Origin of the sequence: Nostoc sp. ChiSLP03a, from assembly GCF_034531215.2 — a bacterium.
Classification (GTDB): domain Bacteria; phylum Cyanobacteriota; class Cyanobacteriia; order Cyanobacteriales; family Nostocaceae; genus Nostoc.
In genome coordinates, this window is the sequence record NZ_JAVRBQ020000041.1 from 1 (window position 1) to 22,198 (window position 22,198).

Below are 22,198 nucleotides of genomic sequence, written 5' to 3' on the forward strand. Positions count from 1 at the left end.
TAATGTGAAGTTACACATATCTAGATCCCCCTAAATCCCCCTTTTTAAGGGGGACTTTGATATGTTTTTCTGGTTCCTCCCTTTATAAGGGGGGCTAGGGGGGATCGAATTCTATGCAGCTTTATAAAAAATTGGTATTAAACCCTTGGTTAATTCTCTACTTCTCTTAATTGCGCCAATGAAGTTAGTATCATCTTCTATTGCTAGAGGTAAATCAGTAATGAAGAAACGCGAGTAAAACCACAGAGGGCTGAAATAAAAAACTATAGCTGTCGGAATAATGATGATTCTAAATATAGTATTGTCAAAGGGATTTGCTTGAGTGACTGGTTGAGATATGGCACCAAAAATACTTGCTAATACTCCATATATTATTCCGACAATTATTGAAATTCCAAGGTACAAAATAAAAAATTGTAATAAACATATTAATATAACTAGAATTGCAGTTAAGAGAAACTGCCAAAATCTTTTTTTAATCTGAATTTTGGCAACTTTTGAGCTTTCAGGCTGACCACTAATTTCACTAAACGCTAAACGGGAAATTAAACCAGCGAACGCATAAAATTTTGCCCAGCCATAAATTGGGACTATTAGCCATAAATGGGCAAATAATGACAAGCGAGAAAATTTTTTGAAATTTGAACGATATAAATAGCTAGCAAGGCTAACAATATTACCAATATTAAACTGCTGCGTAAGATTTGGAAGCATAGGAACTAGAGATTAGGGATTAGGAATTAAGAGGATGTTTTAAAAGTCGGAACCAGTCAAAAATCATGTGAAAAATCTTTCAGATATACCACAGTCAATTTCTATACTTGGGAATAATCCTTAATTTACCTGATTTTGAGGCTTAACCGAACTGTATTGAGTTATAATTATCGAATGCTATGGAGAAATCATAAAAACCTCTCCCCAGTGCCCCTCTGCGGTCTGAATGATAAGTCTTTAACTGAACCAAATATTACTTCTAGTTATGAGAAGTTCATGGCTGCCCAATGAAGATTAGATTTGCCAAAACTTGTACTTTTGTTAATTCGCGCACGAGACGTTGAGCTTGATGTTTATAAAGTGGTATTGGCAACACTCTAGGCAAATTATTCATCCATTGTCTAGCGGTCGTGGAACTACATCCCGTAATCAAAACTATCTCTTGGGCACCATACATAATGGCATTTGTAGTCAGAGCTTTTTCAATCTGCACTTGCCAAAGGCGAGGCAGCATTTCACCCCATTCAATTCGCTGCAAACTACTGCTTGTGGCTAAAACAATCAAGCGATCGCCAGCATCAAGCTTAACATCATACCAGGGCATTAAAGAGTAATTGTCTTGCTGATCTTTCTGGTAGAGAATCGGTACAACACTGTAGCCAGAAGCTATTTCAGATAAAAGCAATCCATTTAAGGTATCGCCATTTTCAATTTTGTATTCCGTCACCATGACTATTTGCTCATTCAAGTGAAACAAGCTGAGAACATTTTCTCCAAAAGCAGCACAAGCAAAAACTTCTGCCGACAAAACCGCACCACATATAACTTGAGCATAAGGGAACAGAGGAGCGACATTATCACTAAATTGGCGGTCTTGAGAGCGGATAATCAAGGTAGTGGCGGGATTCATTGCATGAGCCATCAAACCAATTTCCAGATTTTCCATATTGTCGTCCCCAACTAAAATGATGCTTTTAGCATGGGAGATATTCGCTTTAATGAGTGCTTCGGTAGCATTACCAACGATAAAGGGCATATCGGGTAAAGTTTCTTGGTCGAGAGTGGTAGGATGAATTCCTACTAACGGCTGGTTGAGTTCTTGCAAAAGAGCAGCTACTTTTTGTCCCAAGCGATTTAAGCCAATAATTATCAGATGGTTGCGTTGTGGTATTGGAGGGCGGGAATTGAAAAAATGGAATCTTGAAGTGACAAGAGCATCAGTCAGCAGTGCATATAATACTCCCACGAAAGCTTGACCTGTCAACGTTAGTCCCAGGCTAAACAACCGCAACCACCAAGGAATAGCGTCTGAGGGCTTTGATTGCGTTGCAAACTCAACACCACCAAATAAATCTCCGTATCCTCCCAAGAGCAAAATTGCTGTCGCATAGAAAGCTTCTTGGATGCTGATATCAGGATAATATAAGCAGTAAAGAACTATCCCAACAAACCACAGGATGATTACAGTAATCGCATAGATTGTTGCAATTCGCCGGATTTGATTTTGGCTTTGGTAGTAAGATTGCCAAAATTGGACTATTTTCTCCTTGAGATTTATCGCTGTGATACCTTGGATAAACTGTTGCCAATGCCACTTTTGATTATAAGATTGTCGGCGTTGTTCAGAGAAAGCTAAATCGTATGCCACATCAATGTAAACTAGCGTGTCTCCTACCTGTACTTCTGCCTCTGGATTCCAGCCAAACAATTCTTTGAGTGGCTTAGATGAAACAGGTGTATGACTCAAGATGCGGCGAGTTGTCAGATTAAGTCTATGTACTGGCTTGCCATTACACCAGCTATCCTTTGCTTGTACCTGATGCTTTATGACTTGCAACAGTTGCCCTTCTAAGGTGAAATATCCAATAGCTTCAGAACCAAGGGCTGTCAGAGCGAAGGCATGAGCTGAAAGATGAGTAGGTTCAAAGGCAACAAAATTACCGAGATTTTCCCACAAGAGTTTGTTGAAATTTTGTTTGTCAGAACGTACAATCAAGCGAACGTGCGGATTCAGACGCCGTGCTGCAAAGGCAGCTTCTATATTTATCCGCTCATTTCTGGTTACTAAAAGTATGGAACGACACTGACATATACCTGCTTGCTCTAAAACACTTGGCTGGCGGCAGTCTCCTACGATTAACTTTTCTAGTAAGTTAGGTACTTCTGGGACTTCCCAATGTTCGGGCTGCACATCCTCAATGGCACTGACTTTAACATCGTATTCCTTGAGGATTGCAACGCAATGTTGCCCTAAACTTTTGAGTCCGCATACTAAGAAAAGGTCTTGAGGTTTTTTTTGATTGCTGGTAGGAGGAGGATGCACTTTCTGTTGACGGTAGTATTAAATACTGCTAACAGGATGTGTTTACTAAGGTTTTTACACTTGGGTAATTCCCAACAATTTTAGCAGTTGGTTTCAAGATGAGTATCAAACGATCGTAAACCGTATCGAATTCTGATATTTGATACCTAACTGAAGGCGAATCTTGTTTAAAGCTTGGATATTTTTGGGATTTCCTTGATTGTGATGTAATTTACCAACTTTTTCCAACATATTCAAGCCAAAGTTGGTAAATTAGGGATTAGTTGAGCTAATTCTTCCCTACGCAACTATGCCATTGGATTTATCGCCTCTTTGGATATCACTCAAAACTTCATTACTTGCCACATTTATTACCTTCTTTTTGGGTATCGCTGCTGCCTACTGGATGCTGGGATATCGTGGCAAAGGTAAATCGTTAATTGAGGGTATCTTTATTGCACCCCTGATTTTACCGCCCACAGTTGTCGGGTTCTTGTTGCTGCTATTTTTTGGCAAAAATGGCCCTGTAGGGAAATTCATGGGGGCTTTTGACTTCAGCATCGTCTTTACTTGGTATGGTGCGGCGATCGCAGCCACGGTAGTTTCTTTCCCTTTAATGTATAAAACTGCACTAGGAGCCTTTGAACAAATAGATGGTAATCTGCTGCGAGTAGCTAGAACCCTTGGTGCAAATGAAACTACAATCTTTTGGCGCATCAGTTTACCCTTAGCACTACCCGGCATTGTTGCCGCCACAATGTTAGCTTTTGCCCGTGCTTTAGGAGAATTCGGTGCGACATTGATGCTGGCTGGTAACATTCCCGGACAAACGCAGACAATTCCAATGGCGATTTATTTTGCTGTGGAAGCGGGAGCAATGAATGAGGCTTGGTTTTGGGCGATCGCAATTATGGTGATTTCTCTTTTTGGAATTATTGCAGTCAACTTCTGGCAAGAATTGAGAGAAAAGAGGAGGGGAGCAGGGAGCAGGGAGCAGGGAGCAGGGGGAGAAATTCTTTATACTCCGCAATCTAGCTTTGAATCTGGTGGATTGTTTGTCAATATTGAAAAAATACTTCCTAGCTTTGATTTAAGAGTTGCTTTCAGTAGTAATGAACATCCTTTGGGATTGTTGGGGGGTTCTGGAGCAGGTAAGAGCATGATTTTGCGCTGCCTTGCAGGGGTAGAAACGTCCTCTAGTGGACGCATAGTTTTAAATGGGAGAGTTCTGTTTGACTCCGAACAAGGAATTAATTTACCCAGCCGCGATCGCCGCATCGGTTTTTTAGTGCAGAATTACGCTCTGTTTCCCCATATGAGTGTGGCGCAAAATATCGCTTTCGGCTTGCCCAAAAACCTATCTGCTGGAAGTATTCGGGTACAGGTTGAGGAGCAACTAATAGCAATGCAGTTGCAGGGATTAGGCGATCGCTATCCGCACCAACTTTCTGGGGGACAACAACAACGGGTAGCCTTAGCAAGAGCATTAGCGAGTCAACCGGAAGCATTGCTTTTAGATGAGCCGTTTTCCGCACTTGATACACATCTGCGTAGTCAATTAGAACAGCAAATGACAGAAACTCTTGCTGATTACCAAGGTGTGACTCTATTTGTCACCCATAATATGGAAGAAGCTTATCGGATTTGTCCAAATCTGTTGGTATTGGAGCATGGCAGAGCCGTTCATTATGGTAGCAAACATGAGATTTTCCAGCATCCTGCTACCGTTAGTGTCGCCCAACTTACTGGATGTAAAAACTTCTCCCGCGCTGTTCTCCAGTCATCTCAACAGGTGGAAGCGATTGATTGGGGTTGTACTTTGCAAGTAATTGAACCAGTTAAGAGCGAATTATCGCATGTCGGCATTCGTGCCCATCAGTTTATTTTTACCAACGACTCATCACAGCAAAATACCTTTCCCTGTTGGGTAGTACGAACAAGTGAAACGCCCCATCGAATGACGTTGTTTCTCAAATTACATTCGACTGGAAAGAATTCTCAAGATTACCATCTGCAAGCTGAAGTCTTTAAAGAAAAATGGGCGACGATGAAAGACCAGCCTTTTCCTTGGTATGTGCGTTTAGATCCTCTGCGGTTGATTTTGATGGAGTGAACGCAAAGATACACAATGCAATCTCAATTCCACTCAATTTTCATCTGTTGATAGACAGGTCAGTTGCTTCTGTTTTTCTGTCAAGGGTAAGTGAACGATAAAGGAGCTACCTTTACCAACTTGGCTTTGCACCTGTATACTACCTCCATGAGCCTGAACAATTGCTTGCGCGATCGCTAATCCCAATCCAGATCCACCAGTACGACGTGAGCGATCGCTGTTCACTCGATAAAAACGGTCAAAAATCCACTTTTGCTCGTGCGATGCAATGCCAATACCTGTATCTTGAACTTCAATTACAGCATGACCGTTGGTGCGTTTGAGGATGACAGTTACATAACCGCCAGCAGGGGTGTATTGAATAGCATTAGCAATTAGATTAGAAAGTACACGTAACAGTTGGTCTTCATCTCCCATTACGTATAAAAGCTCTTGACATAACACCAAAGATGTGAGATGCAAAGAAGCCGCAGCCGCTAACGCTGAAAATTCTTCCAAGAGGTCATTAATCAAAATATTCAAACAGCAATGTATTTGTTGTGTCGCCTGCGTTTGCTGTTCCAATCGAGACAGTAACAGCATATCCTGAACTAATTCAGCTAGTCGATAATTTTGACGTTGAATAGATGCCAAAATATCTCGCGCCTCCTCAGATAGATACTCCATATCAAATAAAGTTTCTACCGTTGCATTAATCGCTGCTAGAGGAGTACGCAACTCATGAGAGGCATCAGACGTAAACTGTTGCATTTGTTTATACGAAGAGTCAATTGGTCGCATTGCTAACCCTGCCAGCCACCAACTAGAACCGCCAACTAACAATACCGTAATTGGCAATCCTAGCGCCAAAATTACTTTCAAAGCCGCGAGACGATTATCAAGGTCATTTAAACTGCGCCCTACCTGAATATAGCCCCAATATTGATTATCTTGAGTGTGCAGCAGTAAAGACTTTTGACTGTAACGATTACCTTGTAAGTCTTTGAGTGTTTGCCAAACTTGGGTTTGCACAGTCGGTGGCAATTCATCCGCTTGGAAACCTGCCACTGCAATTAACCGTCCTGAACCATCGACAAAACGGATGTAATATTGCTTATCTTTGTATACAGGACTAAAAATGCCGTGTTCATCAGGGGTGGTTTTACCGTGGCGCAGAATTTTTTGGGTAGAACAACTGGACTGGGCTAAACAAATATTTGGTAAAACCTGCCGAAAAACTGGCTCTGTAATACCAGGTTGTTTCAAATTTGGTTCAATTACATCATGAAGTGTACCCGCTACCGATTCCAGTTCCCGGTTGATAGAAACCACATAAGCATCAATAATTACCTCATAAACCACGAAACCGCATAAGGACAGAATTAAAGCCATAACTACCGCATACCAGGTAGCCAATTGCCAGCGAGTCTTACGAAATAGTCGAATTTGCATTGCCAGGATTGAAACGATAGCCCATACTAGGGATTGTTTCGATTAGCCCATCACAACCATACTCCGATAATTTACGTCGCAAAAGTCGGATTTGAGCTGCTACTACATTACTAACGCGTTCTGCACTAAAAGCATACAGATGATTCAAAATCTGGTCGCGAGTAATAACTGTATTAGGACGTTTCATCAAGTACTCTAATAATTGAAATTCCTTTTTTGTTAAATAAATTACCTTATTTTCCCCATTAGAATACTGACGATAAACTGTACAATTACCGCAATCTAGGATAAGGCCACCAACGTGCAATTGTAAAGGCTGGAACTGGGGTGTAAGTGTTGCACCTCCAAAGGAAGCTCGCCTTTGCAAAGCCCGCAACCGTGCCAGTAGTTCTGCCATGCCAAACGGCTTGATCAGATAGTCATCAGCCCCTGCGTCTAGTCCAGCAACCTTATCTGCCATGCTATCTTTAGCGGTTAACATTAGCACTGGTAAAGCGTTGCCCCGATCCCTTAAACGCTTGCACAGTTCTAAACCTGACATTCCCGGTAGCAACCAATCAAAAATTGCCAGTGTATATTGAGTCCAATCATGTTCTAGATAAATCCAGGCTTCATTTCCATCCAAAACCCAGTCAACAATATATCTTTCTTTACTCAACTTTCGCTGAATCGATGCACCCAAATCTGGCTCATCTTCCACTAGCAAAACTTTCATAATCCAGAGATGTATCTTAGCAACTTGTTCATTAAATTACACGCAATTGAGCGACACCAATTGGTAACTCTACATTCATACCAGCAAGAATTGTAGATATCTTGTAGGACTTATCACCAGTGGCCATTGCTGTTTTTTTAACATTTTTCATTTCTACGATGATGATAGTTCCAGGAGCGACTGACTCAGAAAACTCTAGCGTAGCTTTTTTGCCTTGAATAGAAACTTTTGCCGGAATTTCTTTACCAGATTCCTCGGACACATCAATACTTTCTCTAAGAACAATGTTAGCTGGAGCTTCGATTATTAGCTGAGAAATAGCCTTACTGTTTTGGGGAACTGCTATTTTTAAAGTATGTCTGAGAATTCTCCAGTGGCGAATACCTTGAGGAGATTCCCCTAAGCTAATAACGTGAGGAAAGTTACTAGATTTTGGTGTAGAATTTGCATAAGTAGCTGGAACTAAAACTACCATACTTAAGGCTAAAATCGACGTGTGTATCAATTTTCTATTCATTACCCTCTTATGATTACCTCACTATATCCATCAATTATCAGAATCATCTTCGGTGAAAGATGTTACCTCTTAATAGCTTGACAAAGTGAGATGAAATTTGGGTGAAATTTTAGCTAGTTCAAGGAATTTTTTAAAAATAAAAATAAATAAAGATCTTTGATAGAGCCGTAACGTTTCGTAAACGTATACTTTTTTATAGTCTGGTTATAGACTCAAAGCTCTTTCTAACTTCGTTTTAAAATATAACGATATTGACAAACAGTTGAAGAAGCAAAATATTAGTATTTAAAGTTGTTATTATTATGTTACAAATAGACATAAAATTAGTATTTTTTGTATTTGTAGAAAATTAGATATATAAACCACTGGGACAGTAGCAATAATTAAAGATTATTGCTACCACTTGCTGTTAATTATCGTTTAAAAGTAAAGCGACCGTTCACCTTTTCAGCATTGATATCAGACAGAATAGCAACTTTATACTCACCTGCTGCTTTTTCAGAAAGTACAGCATGATAATGTTGTTCTTTAGCTTCATAGGTGAGGGGAAGTGATTTTTGACTCCCATCAGGTAGTTGAATTTGAGCCGTTACCTTGGCATTTGAAACTATATCGCGCTTCTCTCCTTTCTTTAAATAGAAATCTATGTGAGTTACATTCTTTTCCGGTTCAGCAAGAAACTCTAAATGATACTGCCCCGACTCAATAATTTGACCGCCGTGTGAATGTTCGCCTTTGCCATCTTCGGAATGACCTTGAGCATTATTTTTATTATGAGAATGACCATCATTTTCTGAGTGATTATCTTTTGCTGTGGTTTCAGTCTTGGCAGCCGTTGTTGTTGATGCTGCTGAATTATTCTCTGAATTTGCAGCTTGATTACTACCGCTACAAGCACCTAAGAAAAGCAAGCTGACACTGCCTAAAAATACAAAGCTAGTTTTTAACAAATTCATTGATTTACACTCCTCAATATTTGGGAAATTAACAACTAAAAACTTGCCTCTAATGCAACTTATGCCTGCATCACAAGCTGGCAGAGTTGTTCTAAGAAAATTAATTTTTTAAAACAGGATTAGCAACCTTACCATCCTCCACAAAGGCTAGATTTTTCTGAGGCAATAAAAATTTGCCAAATTTAGAATACAAAGCCGGTAAAACTATTAAGGTTAATGCTGTAGAAGTAAACAAACCACCCAATACTACTATCGAAAGTGGTTGCAAAACTTCCTTACCTGGCCCTACTGCAATGACTAATGGTACTAATCCCAAAGCCGAAGTAAATGATGTCATCAAAATAGCATTGAGTCGCTCCATTGACCCAGCTATCAGGATTTCTTTTAACGACATTCCGCTATCAAATTTAGTTATGTAATTGTCTACTAAAAGCAGTCCGTTGCGAGTAGCTACACCAAATAAAGTCACAAAACCTACCAAGGAAGCAACTGAAACAACGCCTTCTGTTAATGCTACAGCAATTACACCTCCGACTAAAGCGATGGGCAAGTTAATCATAATCATTGCTGTAGAAGCAATAGATTTGACAGAAAGATACATTAATACCGTAATTACTACGAAGGAAATGCCACTGAAAATCAAAATATTTTGTGAGGCTCTTTCTTCGGCTTCAAATTGACCGCCATACTGAATAAAGTAACCAGAGCGCAATTGTACTTGGGACTTGACTTTGTTTTGAATTTCATTGACTAGCGATCGCAAATCTCTACCTTGAGCATTCGCAGATACTACAATTAGACGAGAGACATTTTCCCGGTTAATAGTATTGGGGCCAGTACTATAAGTAACTTTAGCCACCTTAGCTAAAGGAATTTTATTTGCCCCTGCATCTCCCCCAACAGAAGGGATATCAACTAATAAATTTTCAATTGTTTGTAAATTATTCCGGTATTGTGGTTGTAACCACACCACTAAATCAAAACTTTGTTGCTGCTCCAAAACTTGCGATACTACTTTGCCATTAAGTGCAGTTTCAATTATGTTAGATAGTTGCCCAACAGTTAAACCATAACGTGATGCGGCAACACGGTCAAATTTTATTTGAATCTGTTCGATGGGAACTTGCGGTTCTAATTGTAAATCCACAAGCCCAGACACAGATGACATTACACCTTCAACTTGTTTACCAATTCTGCGGAGTTCTTCTAAATCTGAGCCAAATATTTTCACAGCAATTTGACTTCTAACCCCGGATAATATTTCATCAATTCTGTGCGAAATAAATCCACCTATATTCGCGGCTGCACCCGGTACTTGATTAAATTCTTCTCGCAACCATTCTACTGTCTCTTTACGTTTTTCCATTCCTTTGTCGCTCAACCCAATGTCGAGGTGAGCGAGATTTACGGGTGCTGCATCTGGGTCATTAGGGGCGCGTCCTGCCCGTAATTGCACATATTTTAACCTGAAATCGTCTTTGAGTTTAGTCTCCAATACAAAGGCTGCACTGTTAGTAGCTTCTAAAGATGAGCCTGGATAAAGAGCTAAAGTATTGACCAAAGTTGTTTCTTGAAACTCTGGTAAAAAAGCCCGTCCTAAAGCTGGAAAAATCACTATTGCCGCTACCATTCCCGCCACAGCCACAGAGATAATAATCATGGGACTGTGGATAGCAAAATCTAAACAAGGATAATATAGCCGCTTGAAAATTCGGGGTATTAATGGTTCTTTTAACGGCATTTTTTTGTGCGGAAGTAAAATTGCACATAACGCCGGACTCACTAGTAATGATTCCAAACTGGAAACCATGACCACTACCAGATAAGTTATGCCCATTGGGCCAAAAATTCGACCTTCTACACCTGCGAGGGCAAATATCGGAGCAAAAACGACAATAGTAATTAAAGTTGCTCCAATTAGAGATTCTTGAACTTCCTGTACTCCTGCAAAAATAATTTCTAGTACCGGACGAGGGTTGGGAGAGGACTTATTTTGTCGCAACAAACGAAAAACATTTTCCGCATAGACAATGGCATCATCAATTGCTGTACCAATGGCTACGGCTAATCCTCCCAAAGTCATTGTGTTCAGCCCTAAGCCCAAAAAAGATAATACTTGTAATGAAAATATAAAAGTTAGGGCAAAATTTAACAGCACAACTCCCAGAGTCCGCCAATTCATCAAAAAAGGAATGAGGATAAGTGCAGCAATAATACTGCCTTCCACCAAGGCCGATCTGACATTTTCTAGTGAAGCATCGATATAATCTGCTTGGCGGAAGGTTTGTGTTACCTTTACTCCTTGAGGTAAACCTGCTTCCAACTCTGTCATTGCAGTTTCAATGGCACGGGTAACGGTAGGAGTATCAGCTAGGGGTTGCTTATTTACCATCACCACTACTGCATCTTTGCCATTTAAGCTGCCATCGCCTATCTTAATCGCACCGCCAATTTTAATTTCGGCAACATCTCCCAACCGCACAGGCGTTCCTTGACGGGCAACAATCACAGATTGTTTTAAATCATCCAGGGATTCAATTCGCCCAATTCCCCGAATCAAAGTTTGCTTATCAGGTGTGATTAAAAAGCCACCAGGAGCATTGACATTTGCTCCTTGTACTGCTTCAGATACTTGCTGCAAGGATACATTAAAAGCTCTGAGTTTGTTGGGATCTACTAGTACTTGATACTGACGCACATCACCGCCATACACTAGCACTTGACTAACGCCAGGGACTCCTAAAAGGCGGTTTGTCACTTGCCAATCAATGATGCGGCGTACTTCCATCAAATCAATTTGGGATTTGAGGTTTTGGTTTTCTTCTTCTGCTTCTACTGTGAAAGCATATTTTAATACAGTGCCGATAGGCGAACTAATCGGAGCAAGTCTAGGTGTTTCAATTCCTTCGGGTAGCTTACTCACTGCTTGTTGCAGTCGTTCTTGTATCAACTGGCGGGCTTGATAGATATCTGTTCGCCAGCCAAAAACAACTCTGACTACAGAAAGTCCTGCTGAAGAGGAAGAACGAACTGCACTGATCCCTGGTGTACCGTTGATTGAGCTTTCAATTGGTAATGTCACCAAAGATTCTATTTCTTCAGGAGCAAGTCCGGGAGCTTCTGTTTCAATTTCGACTTGGGGAGGTGCGAAGTTGGGGAAAACATCCAACGGCATTTGCGGAATGGTATTAAATAATATGATTACTGTGGAAATAAGTGCCGCAATTACTACTAACCAGCATCGAGAAATTACCCATTTAGCTACTGCACTAATCATTATTTATTGAATTGTTGATTGCTAATTTTTGATTTTGTTTTCATGAAGTGTTAATGACTGTCTGAACGATGAGATTTTTCCTGTTCTTCAGTAGAAATAGAAGCGGTTGGTTGTTTGTGGTTGTCGATATAAAGCTCGGTTTCATAATTGAACCCGTCACCTACTGGTAGTACACGGGAACGGATACGACGGTTAGACCAGAAACTACCAGCGACAAAAGCCAAAGTTGCGATCGCCACTCCTCCCCCTGCACCTAGCAACCATAAAGGTAGAGGGAAGCTGTTAGTTTGAGGATCAATTTCTTCTGAGTGCGAATCACCTTCTTCGTGATTTTCTTCTTTACTACCACCCTTCAACGATTGTGCATAAAGTTGTGGCGCACGTTGAGTAACTACTGAATCTCCCTCGAATAAACCACTTTTAATCTCAATTAAATCTCCAGAGGTTTGTCCTAACTCAACTTCCACAGATTGAAAGGCATTACCGTTTTGGACATAAACCAATTTCTTATTATTGGCATCGACTACAGCAGAACTAGGAATTACTAAAGTAGCTGGAGATTTTTGGTCTGTTAAAACTTCAAGTTCGGCAAACATTCCGGGCTTAAGTTGTCCTCTGGCATTATTGATTTCGGCTTGTACTGGTACTACTCGTGTTTCTCCTGCCACTACTGAGCCAATCCGTATAATTCTGCCTGTAAAAGTTTGATTAGGTACGCTAGCAACCTTCATCCTTAAGGGTTGACCTGTTCTTACCTTGCCTAAATCTTTTTCATAAATATTCGCTGTGGCAAACACCCGACTATCATCTACAATCGTCATCAACTTGCCACCTGCGTCCTGAAATGATTGGCCGATAGTAACTTCTCTATCAATAACCTTGCCGGAAATCGGAGCTGTTACTGTAATTAGCCCTTTAGCATTAGCGCTGTTTCCTAGTTGTAGCAGCCGCGTTTCATAAATAGCACTGCTGCGATTAATATTGGACTTCGCGAGACTAACTGCTGCTTGAGCGCGTTTTAGCTGATTTTCAGCCGCAATCACATCGCGGCGGCTGTCGGCTGCGGTTAGTTTAGCTTTAGCTTCTGCTAGCTGGGTTTGAGATTCTAGGGCGTTGCGACGTGGCAAAGCACCTTCAGTAGCTAACACTCGATCTTTGTCGTACTTTTCTTGAGCAAATGCGACTTGGCTTTGGGCTTGGGCGATTTCATCTGCGGCTATTTGTTGATAGCGATCGCGGTTTTGTTGTGCTAACCTCAAGTCAGCTTCAGCCTGCTGTAAATCAGCCTGTCCTTGTGCCAGTTTTTCCTGAGAATTGACTCGCAATTCTACTAAATCAGGACTGGTGACAACAGCGACGGGTTGACCTTTCTTTACTAGTGCGCCTGGTTCTACCAACAGTTCAACTACTTTTACTCCTTGAATTGGGGTGGTGACTTCTACTTGCTGACTAGGCAAAGTTTCAATCTGTCCAGTAGTTTTAATACCAATCGCTAATCGTTGGCGTTGCACTGGTTCTACCTTAACTCCTAATAGTTTTGCGGTTTCTGCATCGACTTCCACAGAACCCGTCGATTCGCCTCCTGCTTGAAACGAACTGCTGCCACTGTGGTCGTGACCACCACCAGCTAAAACAGTAGTAGGAGTACTTAGTAGTAACATCAACATTGTCAATGAAACATAATGCAGTGGAGTAGAAGATTGAAACAAATTAGAGATTCCCATAGCTTGTTGTGTCCTAAGTTAGTGAGAAAGCAAAATCGCCTTTGGATGTTGGCATTTAATGTGCAAATTTGGACTACCGCTTTCTTTAGCTAGTTACATTGCTTTTGTGAGTAATTTAAGGAGTTTGAATAGTACTCCTTTTTTAGTGTTTCATATCGATATGAAATTTGGGTGAAATTTTTAGTGGCGATCGCTATTAAAAAAACTATAGTAATCCAAATTAAAACCTGAGAAAATACGTAAACATAAAATAAGTATCTATAGGTATTTCAAAGTTTTATTTGATAAATCAAATAAAATTATTATATAAAATTTAAACTATATTTGTGTTTTAAAAATTACACCTTTCAATAAGTATAAATTACACAAAATTTAGAGGTTTTTGGATTTCTGTAGATATTTTCACAATATAACCATAAATATCTATTTATAAGAATCCGGTTTGATTTCTGAAATTACTTGCGTAGGGAGAGAATAGGGAAGAGGAAAGAAGACTCTTTGAGGTATGCTAAGTTTTTCAAAAATCAAATAGGAGTCCTATATATTTTTTCAGTACTATTAGCTAGCGCACATTGGAATTGATTACTCTAATCATTGGGGCAGTGGGTTTTCCTTACGCCAACAGGAAGCTAAAAAATGTTGATTTTCTAAGTCTGCGATTTGTTATAACAGCCAAGAGTTACTGAATGCAATCTACTCAGTTTGTAATTTAATCCTTCACCTCTTTCAAATGCTCTGAAACCTCCTGATAAAGGCTGATGATATGGCGATCGGCTAGACTATAATAGACGTTACGTCCTTCTCTTCGATATTTCACTAAGCGTTGCGATCGCAAAATTCTTAATTAGTGTGATACCGCAGACTCACTTACCTTTACAGCAGCCGCAAAATCACAGACACAGAGTTCTCACTTGGCTAACGCAGACATCGCTCTAATTCTGAAACTATTTTAAGTAATATTAATTAATTTTAAAGTATTGGTTTAGACTTGCATCAACCGAGAATTTTATAAGTACTTACTTCAAGCGCCCAGATCCAAAGAGTCTGAGCGCTTGAATATTAGGTTGCAGAGAAACTTCTGCTAGATTGTTGTGGAATTATGCGGGCATCATGTGCATACTTCTGCAAGACTCTGCACACTTACGGCAAGCAGCAGCACATTCCATCATTTTCGCGTCATCGCTCATCATCTCACACGCCATTGCAGTGCGATCGCACATTTCCGCACAAAGCATACAAGTGCGTTCCATGAACTCAGAACCGCTCATCATCATATTCATACACATCATGCACATTTCAGAGCAATCGCGCATCATGCTCATCATGCTCATCATGTTCTTATCCATGTGCTGACCACCTTTGCTCATGCAATGAGTCATGGTTTCCATGCACATTTTATGACAGTCCATACAAACATCCATGCAAGTTTGCATTTCTGGAGTCATGGTTTCAGTCATCATCATCATCATCATCGGAAGTACCTCCTGATTTTTTGATGCATAAAATAGTGTCCCCGAAGGACTATTTATCACATTAGTCTTATCTTTTTAAAGAGTCAATGGGGTTTTTAATAGATAAATTTTAAGCCTACTATCCCGATATAATTACCGGAAATCTGAACTAATTCTACACTAGTTTGGTGTTGTTTTGTTGGAAACTGTTATACATTAAAGCTTAGAAACGCTCGTTTCAGAGTGGGATTTCATGTGCCAAGTCAACTTTGCTTGAGGATCAAAAGTTAGAGTTACATTTAACTTGAAAATAATGTTATTGCTTTTAACAAATGAATGCCTAAACTAAGCATTTGTAAATTTATATTAACTTGTATTTGATTAATTTATATTAACTGGAAGATATAGGTCTTGAAAAATTCGTAATTCATAATGGAATTCCAACTGCACTTAAAAGAAAATTTCCTCGAAAAAAGTAATTTTCACAAATTACATAAGATATGATGTAGGTTATAGATTTGATTGCAATTTCAGTAAGCGATCGCTCGCTGCTTCTAATGTCTCAGGTCTTTTGCTAAAGCAAAATCTAATCAATGAATGTCCTTTTTCTGGTTGACTGAAAAAACTGGAACCAGGAACTACAGCGACACCAATATCTTTAATCAGATGGTAAGTGAATTCAACATCTGTTTTATAGCCAAATTTGGAAATATCTGCAAGTACGTAATAGGCTCCTTGAGGAACGAAATAGGGAATGCCAACTAGGTCTAGAATTTGTAAAATGCTGTCTCGCTTCTGGTGATAAAGTTTGGCTAGTTCTTCATAATAGGATGGTGGCAGTTGCATGGCGGCAACTCCGGCTCGTTGCAATGGTGCAGGTGCGCCAACGGTGAGAAAATCATGGATTTTGCGAATCGCCCCTGTCAATTCGGGGTTTGCCAGAATGTAGCCGACTCGCCATCCAGTGACGCTATAAGTTTTAGATAAACCGTTAATCGTAACGGTGCGTTCTTCCATTCCGGGAAGGGTTGCTAGGGCAATATGTTGAATGCCGTCATAGAGAATATGTTCATAGATTTCATCAGTGAACGCTAACACATCCCATTTTTGACAAAGTTCTGCAATTAAAGTGAGTTCTTCACGGCTAAAGACTTTACCTGTGGGATTATGGGGTGTGTTGATAATAATCGCTTTGGTATTGGCATTGAAAGCTTGACGCAACTGTGCTTCATCAAATGTCCAATGGGGAGGATGCAGTGTCACGTAGCGGGGTATAGCACCAGCTAAAATTGCATCGGGACCGTAGTTTTCGTAATATGGCTCAAATACAATTACTTCGTCACCGGGATCGACTGTCGCCAGCATCACAGATGCCATTGCTTCTGTAGAACCGCAGGTAACGGTGATTTGGGTTTCGGGATCGATATCTAAGCCGAGATACCAACGAACTTTGTTAGCGATCGCATGACGAAATGGGCGATCGCCCCAAGTAATGGCATACTGATTAACATCTGCCTCTATCGCCTGATATGCTGCCTGTTTCAATTCTGGTGGACAAGGAAAATCAGGGAACCCTTGTGCTAGATTCACTGCATCGTGTTGCAGTGCCACCCTGGTCATTTCTCGAATCACAGACTCTGTAAACTGTTCTGCCTTCGCTGATGATATTTTTTGGCGCTTAATCTCACTCACCCCTATACCTCCGTCGATCGTTATTGCCGTTATCCGGGAATTTCTGTAACCCAGACTAAATCCATAATACTGATAGATTTATCGTAGTATAACAAGGGACTGGGGATGGTGGGGTCCCCTCTGGGGATAAGGGGTAATGGGGACTGGGGACTGGGTGAAAAGCCTTTTTGTGTCTAAGTTTTATCGTCTTTTGATGTCCTAACCACCAAGACTTGTGCTATATACTCAAATTTCTGATCCAGAGGAAGAAGCAGGAGGCAGGGGGCAGGGGAGCAGAGGAGACAAGGGGACAAGGAGGAATTATTGAACAAGTCTCCCCCCTCTTCTTCGTCTACCTTGTCTCTTCCCCATGCCCAATGCCCAATGCCCTTATTATCTATATACTTAATTATTGAGATTAATAGTCAATTATTGAAGTATCGATCCAGAATCATCATGAAATCTTTGCACCGTCCCGATCTGTATAGCTGGTCTAATTTCAATCCGGCAAGAAATATTGATTTCAATGGGATTGCCTGGATTCGCCCAGATGGCAACATCTTGATTGACCCAGTAGCCCTATCAAACCATGATTGGAATCATCTAAAATCCCTCGGTGGTGTGGTTTGGATTGTGCTCACAAATTCTGAGCATGTCAGGGCAAGTAAAGAAATTGCCGATCAAACCTATGCTAAGATTGCTGGCCCGATCGCAGAAAAAGACACTTTTCCTATACCTTGCGATCGCTGGCTATCTGATGGTGAAGAATTTGTCCCAGGACTGGAAGTGATTGAACTCAATGGTTCTAAAACTCCCGGTGAGTTGGCTCTGTTACTAGAAAAGACAACTTTAATTACAGGGGATTTAGTCCGGGCACGCAAAGCAGGTAGCTTGACAATTTTACCAGATGACAAGCTGTTGAATCGAGAGGAGGCTGTTGCTTCTATTCGCAGGTTGGCTCAACTGAGTCGGGTAGAAGCAGTGCTGGTGGGGGATGGTTGGCCCGTCTTTCGGGATGGACGCGATCGCTTAAAGGAGCTTGTAGCGACGCTGTAAATAATTAGGGTAGCACAGCTAGCTATGCTACCCTGACAATACTTTGTTCAATAGCACTGAACAGAAAAAGTTATGAAAATCTGATGATTTAAGTTATGTGTGCAATGTGAGGACGGGCTGTGACGCTCGATAGTGCAGCGTTAACGACACAGGAAGGTTTTGACTCGCTAATCCTACGCTATCGGTGACGCAACTTATCAAGCAGGCTCAAATTTTAGCGAAACACCGTTCATGCAGTAGCGCTTCCCAGTGGGTGCAGGCCCATCATCAAAAACATGACCCAGATGACCGCCACAGCGACTACAATGCACTTCAGTTCTGGTCATAAACAACGACTTGTCTACAGTTGTGGCGATCGCACCTTCAATTGGATTAAAGAAGCTAGGCCAGCCAGTACCACTATTAAATTTGGTATCAGATGTAAACAGTGGTTGTTCGCAGGCGGCACAATAATAAGTACCATTGTCGTATTTCTTATCCAATGGACTGGTGTAAGGGCGTTCAGTCCCATGTTTACGCAATACATTGAACTGTTCTGGCGTTAAAATTGTGCGCCATTCTGACTCTGGTTTGGTAACTTCAAATCCACTTTGAGAAGTTGTCATTGCTTGTGACCCCCAATTGATATACCTTGATAACAGTGCTGTGCCGACTATGACTGCACTAGCCTGTAAAAAATAGCGTTTGTCCATATATCTATTATTTTCTATTTTCCGGTTCACTGGCCAATTAATTCCAGTACGGGATTCCCTACATGAATGACTATAATCAGCGATCGCTCTGAATTAACCCTGATAAACTGATTAAAATTGGCTAAGAAACAACAAATTATTTTTCAATAAAATACTAGGCGGCAATACGATCGATTTGACTTAATTTTGGACAATACAAGTATAGTTTTCAATTAGAGGATAACGATAGTCAATCATCATCTTCATCAGAAATGGTTGTGAGATCCCGATTAGTCCTTTGTTTACCCTGACTCGTCAGAAATACAAATGTGCGATTGAGCCGTTTTACACCACTTAGGGTAATCAAAGTCAGTAAGCCTCCCAACAATCCCATTTGCCACAAACCACAACCAATCGCAGCCCCCAAACCGGCTGCCGTCCAGACACAAGCGGCTGTAGTTAAACCCTTTACTTTTGGCGTTGCAGATTTTCTTGGAGACTCTTGTAAAATCAATCCGGCTCCGAGAAATCCAACCCCGGTAGCTACACCTTGAATTGTGCGACTAAGTGCATTGGTAGCAGCATAGGGACTCTCACCCTCAACCTGCAAAGGAATCATTACAAATAGTGCTGCTCCCATACTCACGAGCATAAATGTTCTCATCCCTGCTGGTCTACCTCCTTGCTGACGGTTGAATCCAATCAAGCAACCAACCAGAAGCGCCAAAGATAATCTAAACGCTATATGTGGCCAATCGTTGGCAGCAATAAACATCGGCCCCATTGCCTTATTTCTCCTAGAGATAGAACACAATTTTGCACCTATTGGCAGGGAGGTTTTGTAGCTGAAAACTTAAGCACAGCAAATCAATAGGTTTTTAGTACATTAAATTTAATTTAACAAATATGGATAAGTAAATAAGTATACACAAAGCCACCATTACTGGATTCTTCCTAGAGACAGAAAGGGGAGAAATCAATTCAAAATTCAAAATTTAAACATTTCTCTGTTACCCTCTGCCCCTCTGCCTAATGCCAATACCCAACGCTAGTTTTTTGGACACTGCCTAATATACATTGTTCTGATAGGAATGCCGGAGTTTTCGGAAAAATTCTTGCTTACTTAAATGGAATATGTGATACTCTAAAAACTATAAATAAAGCACGGTAGTTCTATCGAATTACCGTAGTTTAAAAGGACAGGACTCATGCAGCTACTATGGTTCATCCCAACCCACGGCGACGGACGTTACCTTGCAACTGCTACAGGCGGAAGGGCAGTGAGCTTTCCCTATCTGCGGCAGATTGCCCAAGCGGTGGATGACCTTGGTTATACAGGGGCATTGCTGCCTACAGGCCGCTCTTGCGAAGATGCTTGGATTGTAGCGTCAACCTTGGTATCACTGACGCGACAAATGCGTTTTTTAGTAGCGATTCGTCCCGGCTTGGTATCACCTGGAGTAGCGGCGCGGATGGCGGCGACTTTTGATCGCCTCTCTGGGGGACGCTTGCTGATTAATGTCGTGACCGGTGGCGATCCGGTAGAATTGGCGGGAGATGGCTTGCATTTGGATCACGATCGCCGCTATGAATTAACAGATGAATTTTTGACAGTATGGCGAGCGATCGCTAGTGGCGAACAAGCCAATCTCCAAGGCGACTATCTTAATATCCAAGATGGGAAACTGCTGTTTCCACCTGTTCAAAAGCCATATCCGCCCTTGTGGTTTGGCGGTTCCTCTCCTGTGGCTCAAAAAATTGCTGCCAAGCACGTAGATGTCTATCTAACTTGGGGCGAACCACCGGCGCAAGTAGCCGAGAAGATTGCAGCAGTTCAAAGACTTGCAGAAATACAAGGCCGAACTTTGCGGTTTGGGATTCGTTTACACGTGATTGTCCGCGAAACCGAGAATGAAGCTTGGGATGCGGCGAATGATTTGATTAAGTATGTAGATGATGAAGCGATCGCAAAAGCCCAAAAAGCTTATGCCCGAATGGATTCAGTTGGACAACAACGGATGACTCAATTACACCACGGTAATCGTGAGGCATTAGAGATTAGCCCGAACCTGTGGGCGGGAGTCGGTTTGGTGCGGGGTGGCGCGGGAACAGCTTTAGTAGGAGATCCTCAAACCGTAGCTGCCAGGATATTAGAATATGCTGATTTAGGTATTGAATCCTTTATCCTTTCTGGCTATCCCCACCTAGAAGAAGCTTATCGAGTTGCAGAACTTCTATTTCCCCATTTGCCATTAGATAATTTACCCGTAGTGGAAAAGCAACACGTCTTAAGTCCATTTGGTGAGATTGTAGCAAATGAAGATTTCCCTAAGCAGCAACATCAGGAGAAAGCTACATCCATATCCTAGTAAAGTTTAGGGTATTGGGCATTGGTTATTTCCCATTCCCCATTCCGATTAATGCATAGGAGTTTAATTGAATGACAAATATTTTAGCGATCGCAGGTAGTCCAACCCATCCATCTAGAACCTATGGTGTTGTCGAATATACTGCCCAGCTTTTACAACAAGAAGGCTTGCATGTAGATATTATTTCAGTTCGGGATTTACCTGCTGAAGATTTAGTTTTTGGACGATACGACAGCCCTGCTTTAGAACAGCCAAAAGAATTATTAGCAAAGGCAGATGGTGTGATTATTGCCACCCCAATCTACAAAGCTGCTTACACAGGAGTGCTAAAAACATTTCTAGATTTGCTGCCACAAAAATCATTAACAGGTAAACCCGTGTTACCAATTGCTTTGGGTGGAACCATCGCTCATTTATTGGCAATTGAATATGCTCTAAAACCTGTGTTATCTGAATTAGGAGCGCGGCATATCCTAGCTACTGTTTATGCGGTAGACAAACAAATTCAACGACAACCCGATCACAGCGTCGTGTTAGATGAGGAAATTGACCAAAGACTCAAAGACGTTCTCAAGGAATTTGTGAAAGCTGTAGAATATGATGCCGCAGCACCTCAAGAATTGGTTCATGCCAATTAGATAATTAAGTTTATACCTCCGTTTGCTTGTAGCAGAGGGGTAAAAATTACCCATCTGTTACTTTTTTTTTTCAAGTTAATCAGAGCCAGATAACTTTACTTTCAGAAATGACACTTTTATTGCAACAATATTAAAATTATTTATAGATGAGGCTCATATTTATTTGCTAACTTTTATAGTCTATTAAACTAACACCGCTATAATTTATTATTTTTTCTATAAAATATCTTGTATATATGCAAATTGTCTCCTAACTCTACCTATAGTAGATGAGTGAAATTTACTCATCTACTACTTTCTCTACTGAAATTTCAAACTTTATCAACAAATTCACAAAATTATAGGTTGGATAAGGCTAATACCTAATATCAAGTTCGGATAAATACTTATAATAAAGCTGGGATCGTTGCAGTGTATCTATCTACGTCTTATGCCAAAACGGATTGCGATCATTAACCACATGAGTACGGAAGAACTACTGGCTCATTATCGTCAGGCGACAGAAGCAACAGAACGTAGCCACTATCAAATAATTTGGTTATTAGCGACAGGAAAAACGGTGGCGGAGGTGGCGCAAGTAACAGGGTATACAG

General features: G+C 41.0%; 16 protein-coding genes and 1 pseudogene. 4 read left to right on the forward strand and 13 right to left on the reverse strand.

Annotated features, from left to right (window positions below; genetic code table 11):
- Window positions 1-111: 111 nt before the first annotated feature.
- Window positions 112-714 carry a hypothetical protein gene (locus RMY32_RS06320; protein ID WP_322709313.1) on the reverse strand — a complete coding sequence of 201 codons (603 nt, stop codon included), beginning with the start codon at window positions 712-714 and terminating at the stop codon, window positions 112-114.
- 274 nt (window positions 715-988) lie between these two features.
- Window positions 989-3,037 carry a potassium channel family protein gene (locus tag RMY32_RS06325; RefSeq protein WP_322709314.1) on the reverse strand — a complete coding sequence of 683 codons (2,049 nt, stop codon included), beginning with the start codon at window positions 3,035-3,037 and terminating at the stop codon, window positions 989-991.
- A 289-nt stretch (window positions 3,038-3,326) separates the two neighbouring features.
- Here RMY32_RS06325 and modB point away from each other — a divergent pair, with 289 nt between their 5' ends.
- Window positions 3,327-5,129, forward strand: coding sequence for a molybdate ABC transporter permease subunit (gene modB, locus RMY32_RS06330; RefSeq protein WP_322709315.1), 1,803 nt, complete (start codon window positions 3,327-3,329; stop codon window positions 5,127-5,129).
- Between the two features lie 33 nt (window positions 5,130-5,162).
- On the opposite strand, the gene rppB is transcribed toward modB, so the two are convergent.
- From rppB to RMY32_RS06375, 9 genes and pseudogenes are all read right to left on the reverse strand, one after another.
- Window positions 5,163-6,560 carry a two-component system sensor histidine kinase RppB gene (rppB, locus tag RMY32_RS06335; RefSeq protein ID WP_322709316.1) on the reverse strand — a complete coding sequence of 466 codons (1,398 nt, stop codon included), beginning with the start codon at window positions 6,558-6,560 and terminating at the stop codon, window positions 5,163-5,165.
- Entirely contained in the window at window positions 6,538-7,275 is a 738-nt protein-coding gene (gene rppA, locus RMY32_RS06340) for a two-component system response regulator RppA (protein ID WP_322709317.1), read from the reverse strand. Before rppA ends, rppB begins: the two co-directional genes overlap by 23 nt.
- A 31-nt stretch (window positions 7,276-7,306) precedes the next feature.
- On the reverse strand, window positions 7,307-7,792 hold the full coding sequence (locus RMY32_RS06345) for a DUF2808 domain-containing protein (protein WP_322709318.1): 486 nt from the start codon (window positions 7,790-7,792) through the stop codon (window positions 7,307-7,309).
- 413 nt (window positions 7,793-8,205) lie between these two features.
- On the reverse strand, window positions 8,206-8,748 hold the full coding sequence (locus RMY32_RS06350) for a hypothetical protein (protein WP_322709319.1): 543 nt from the start codon (window positions 8,746-8,748) through the stop codon (window positions 8,206-8,208).
- Window positions 8,749-8,848: 100 nt separating this feature from the next.
- Window positions 8,849-12,025 carry an efflux RND transporter permease subunit gene (locus RMY32_RS06355; RefSeq protein WP_322709320.1) on the reverse strand — a complete coding sequence of 1,059 codons (3,177 nt, stop codon included), beginning with the start codon at window positions 12,023-12,025 and terminating at the stop codon, window positions 8,849-8,851.
- 50 nt (window positions 12,026-12,075) lie between these two features.
- Window positions 12,076-13,749: an efflux RND transporter periplasmic adaptor subunit gene (locus RMY32_RS06360; RefSeq protein WP_322709321.1), complete on the reverse strand. Its 1,674-nt coding sequence runs from the start codon at window positions 13,747-13,749 to the stop codon at window positions 12,076-12,078.
- Between the two features lie 709 nt (window positions 13,750-14,458).
- Window positions 14,459-14,689: pseudogene (locus RMY32_RS06365) on the reverse strand (ArsR/SmtB family transcription factor); the annotation flags it as partial.
- A 157-nt stretch (window positions 14,690-14,846) separates the two neighbouring features.
- Window positions 14,847-15,218: a four-helix bundle copper-binding protein gene (locus tag RMY32_RS06370; RefSeq protein ID WP_094351003.1), complete on the reverse strand. Its 372-nt coding sequence runs from the start codon at window positions 15,216-15,218 to the stop codon at window positions 14,847-14,849.
- Between the two features lie 492 nt (window positions 15,219-15,710).
- The gene (locus RMY32_RS06375) at window positions 15,711-16,892 is read right to left on the reverse strand and encodes a pyridoxal phosphate-dependent aminotransferase (protein WP_322709322.1); all 1,182 of its coding nucleotides are present in this window, start codon (window positions 16,890-16,892) and stop codon (window positions 15,711-15,713) included.
- A 435-nt stretch (window positions 16,893-17,327) separates the two neighbouring features.
- On the opposite strand from RMY32_RS06375, the gene RMY32_RS06380 reads away from it, so the two are divergent.
- On the forward strand, window positions 17,328-17,927 hold the full coding sequence (locus RMY32_RS06380) for an MBL fold metallo-hydrolase (RefSeq protein ID WP_322709323.1): 600 nt from the start codon (window positions 17,328-17,330) through the stop codon (window positions 17,925-17,927).
- Between the two features lie 197 nt (window positions 17,928-18,124).
- On the opposite strand, the gene msrB is transcribed toward RMY32_RS06380, so the two are convergent.
- Together msrB and RMY32_RS06390 are read right to left on the reverse strand one after the other, a co-directional pair.
- On the reverse strand, window positions 18,125-18,619 hold the full coding sequence (msrB, locus tag RMY32_RS06385) for a peptide-methionine (R)-S-oxide reductase MsrB (RefSeq protein WP_322674894.1): 495 nt from the start codon (window positions 18,617-18,619) through the stop codon (window positions 18,125-18,127).
- Between the two features lie 229 nt (window positions 18,620-18,848).
- A complete protein-coding gene (locus RMY32_RS06390) occupies window positions 18,849-19,382 on the reverse strand; it encodes an MgtC/SapB family protein (RefSeq protein WP_322709324.1) in 534 nt (177 codons plus the stop codon).
- 424 nt (window positions 19,383-19,806) lie between these two features.
- Between RMY32_RS06390 and ssuD the strand changes: the two genes are divergently transcribed.
- Complete coding sequence (gene ssuD, locus RMY32_RS06395) at window positions 19,807-20,967, forward strand: FMNH2-dependent alkanesulfonate monooxygenase (protein ID WP_322709325.1); 1,161 nt, start codon at window positions 19,807-19,809, stop codon at window positions 20,965-20,967.
- A 71-nt stretch (window positions 20,968-21,038) separates the two neighbouring features.
- Window positions 21,039-21,605 carry an NADPH-dependent FMN reductase gene (ssuE, locus tag RMY32_RS06400; RefSeq protein WP_322709326.1) on the forward strand — a complete coding sequence of 189 codons (567 nt, stop codon included), beginning with the start codon at window positions 21,039-21,041 and terminating at the stop codon, window positions 21,603-21,605.
- Window positions 21,606-22,198: the final 593 nt, after the last annotated feature.

What these genes read in the sequence shown, in the direction of transcription:
- rppA (WP_322709317.1), bottom strand. Translation starts at nt 7,275, where the DNA reads ATGAAAGTTTTGCTAGTGGAAGATGAGCCAGATTTGGGTGCATCGATT.
- ssuE (WP_322709326.1), top strand. Translation starts at nt 21,039, where the DNA reads ATGACAAATATTTTAGCGATCGCAGGTAGTCCAACCCATCCATCTAGA.
- RMY32_RS06320 (WP_322709313.1), bottom strand. Translation starts at nt 714, where the DNA reads ATGCTTCCAAATCTTACGCAGCAGTTTAATATTGGTAATATTGTTAGC.
- RMY32_RS06360 (WP_322709321.1), bottom strand. Translation starts at nt 13,749, where the DNA reads ATGGGAATCTCTAATTTGTTTCAATCTTCTACTCCACTGCATTATGTT.
- msrB (WP_322674894.1), bottom strand. Translation starts at nt 18,619, where the DNA reads ATGGACAAACGCTATTTTTTACAGGCTAGTGCAGTCATAGTCGGCACA.
- modB (WP_322709315.1), top strand. Translation starts at nt 3,327, where the DNA reads ATGCCATTGGATTTATCGCCTCTTTGGATATCACTCAAAACTTCATTA.
- RMY32_RS06390 (WP_322709324.1), bottom strand. Translation starts at nt 19,382, where the DNA reads ATGGGGCCGATGTTTATTGCTGCCAACGATTGGCCACATATAGCGTTT.
- RMY32_RS06350 (WP_322709319.1), bottom strand. Translation starts at nt 8,748, where the DNA reads ATGAATTTGTTAAAAACTAGCTTTGTATTTTTAGGCAGTGTCAGCTTG.
- RMY32_RS06380 (WP_322709323.1), top strand. Translation starts at nt 17,328, where the DNA reads ATGAAATCTTTGCACCGTCCCGATCTGTATAGCTGGTCTAATTTCAAT.
- ssuD (WP_322709325.1), top strand. Translation starts at nt 19,807, where the DNA reads ATGCAGCTACTATGGTTCATCCCAACCCACGGCGACGGACGTTACCTT.
- RMY32_RS06370 (WP_094351003.1), bottom strand. Translation starts at nt 15,218, where the DNA reads ATGATGATGATGATGACTGAAACCATGACTCCAGAAATGCAAACTTGC.
- rppB (WP_322709316.1), bottom strand. Translation starts at nt 6,560, where the DNA reads ATGCAAATTCGACTATTTCGTAAGACTCGCTGGCAATTGGCTACCTGG.
- RMY32_RS06345 (WP_322709318.1), bottom strand. Translation starts at nt 7,792, where the DNA reads ATGAATAGAAAATTGATACACACGTCGATTTTAGCCTTAAGTATGGTA.
- RMY32_RS06355 (WP_322709320.1), bottom strand. Translation starts at nt 12,025, where the DNA reads ATGATTAGTGCAGTAGCTAAATGGGTAATTTCTCGATGCTGGTTAGTA.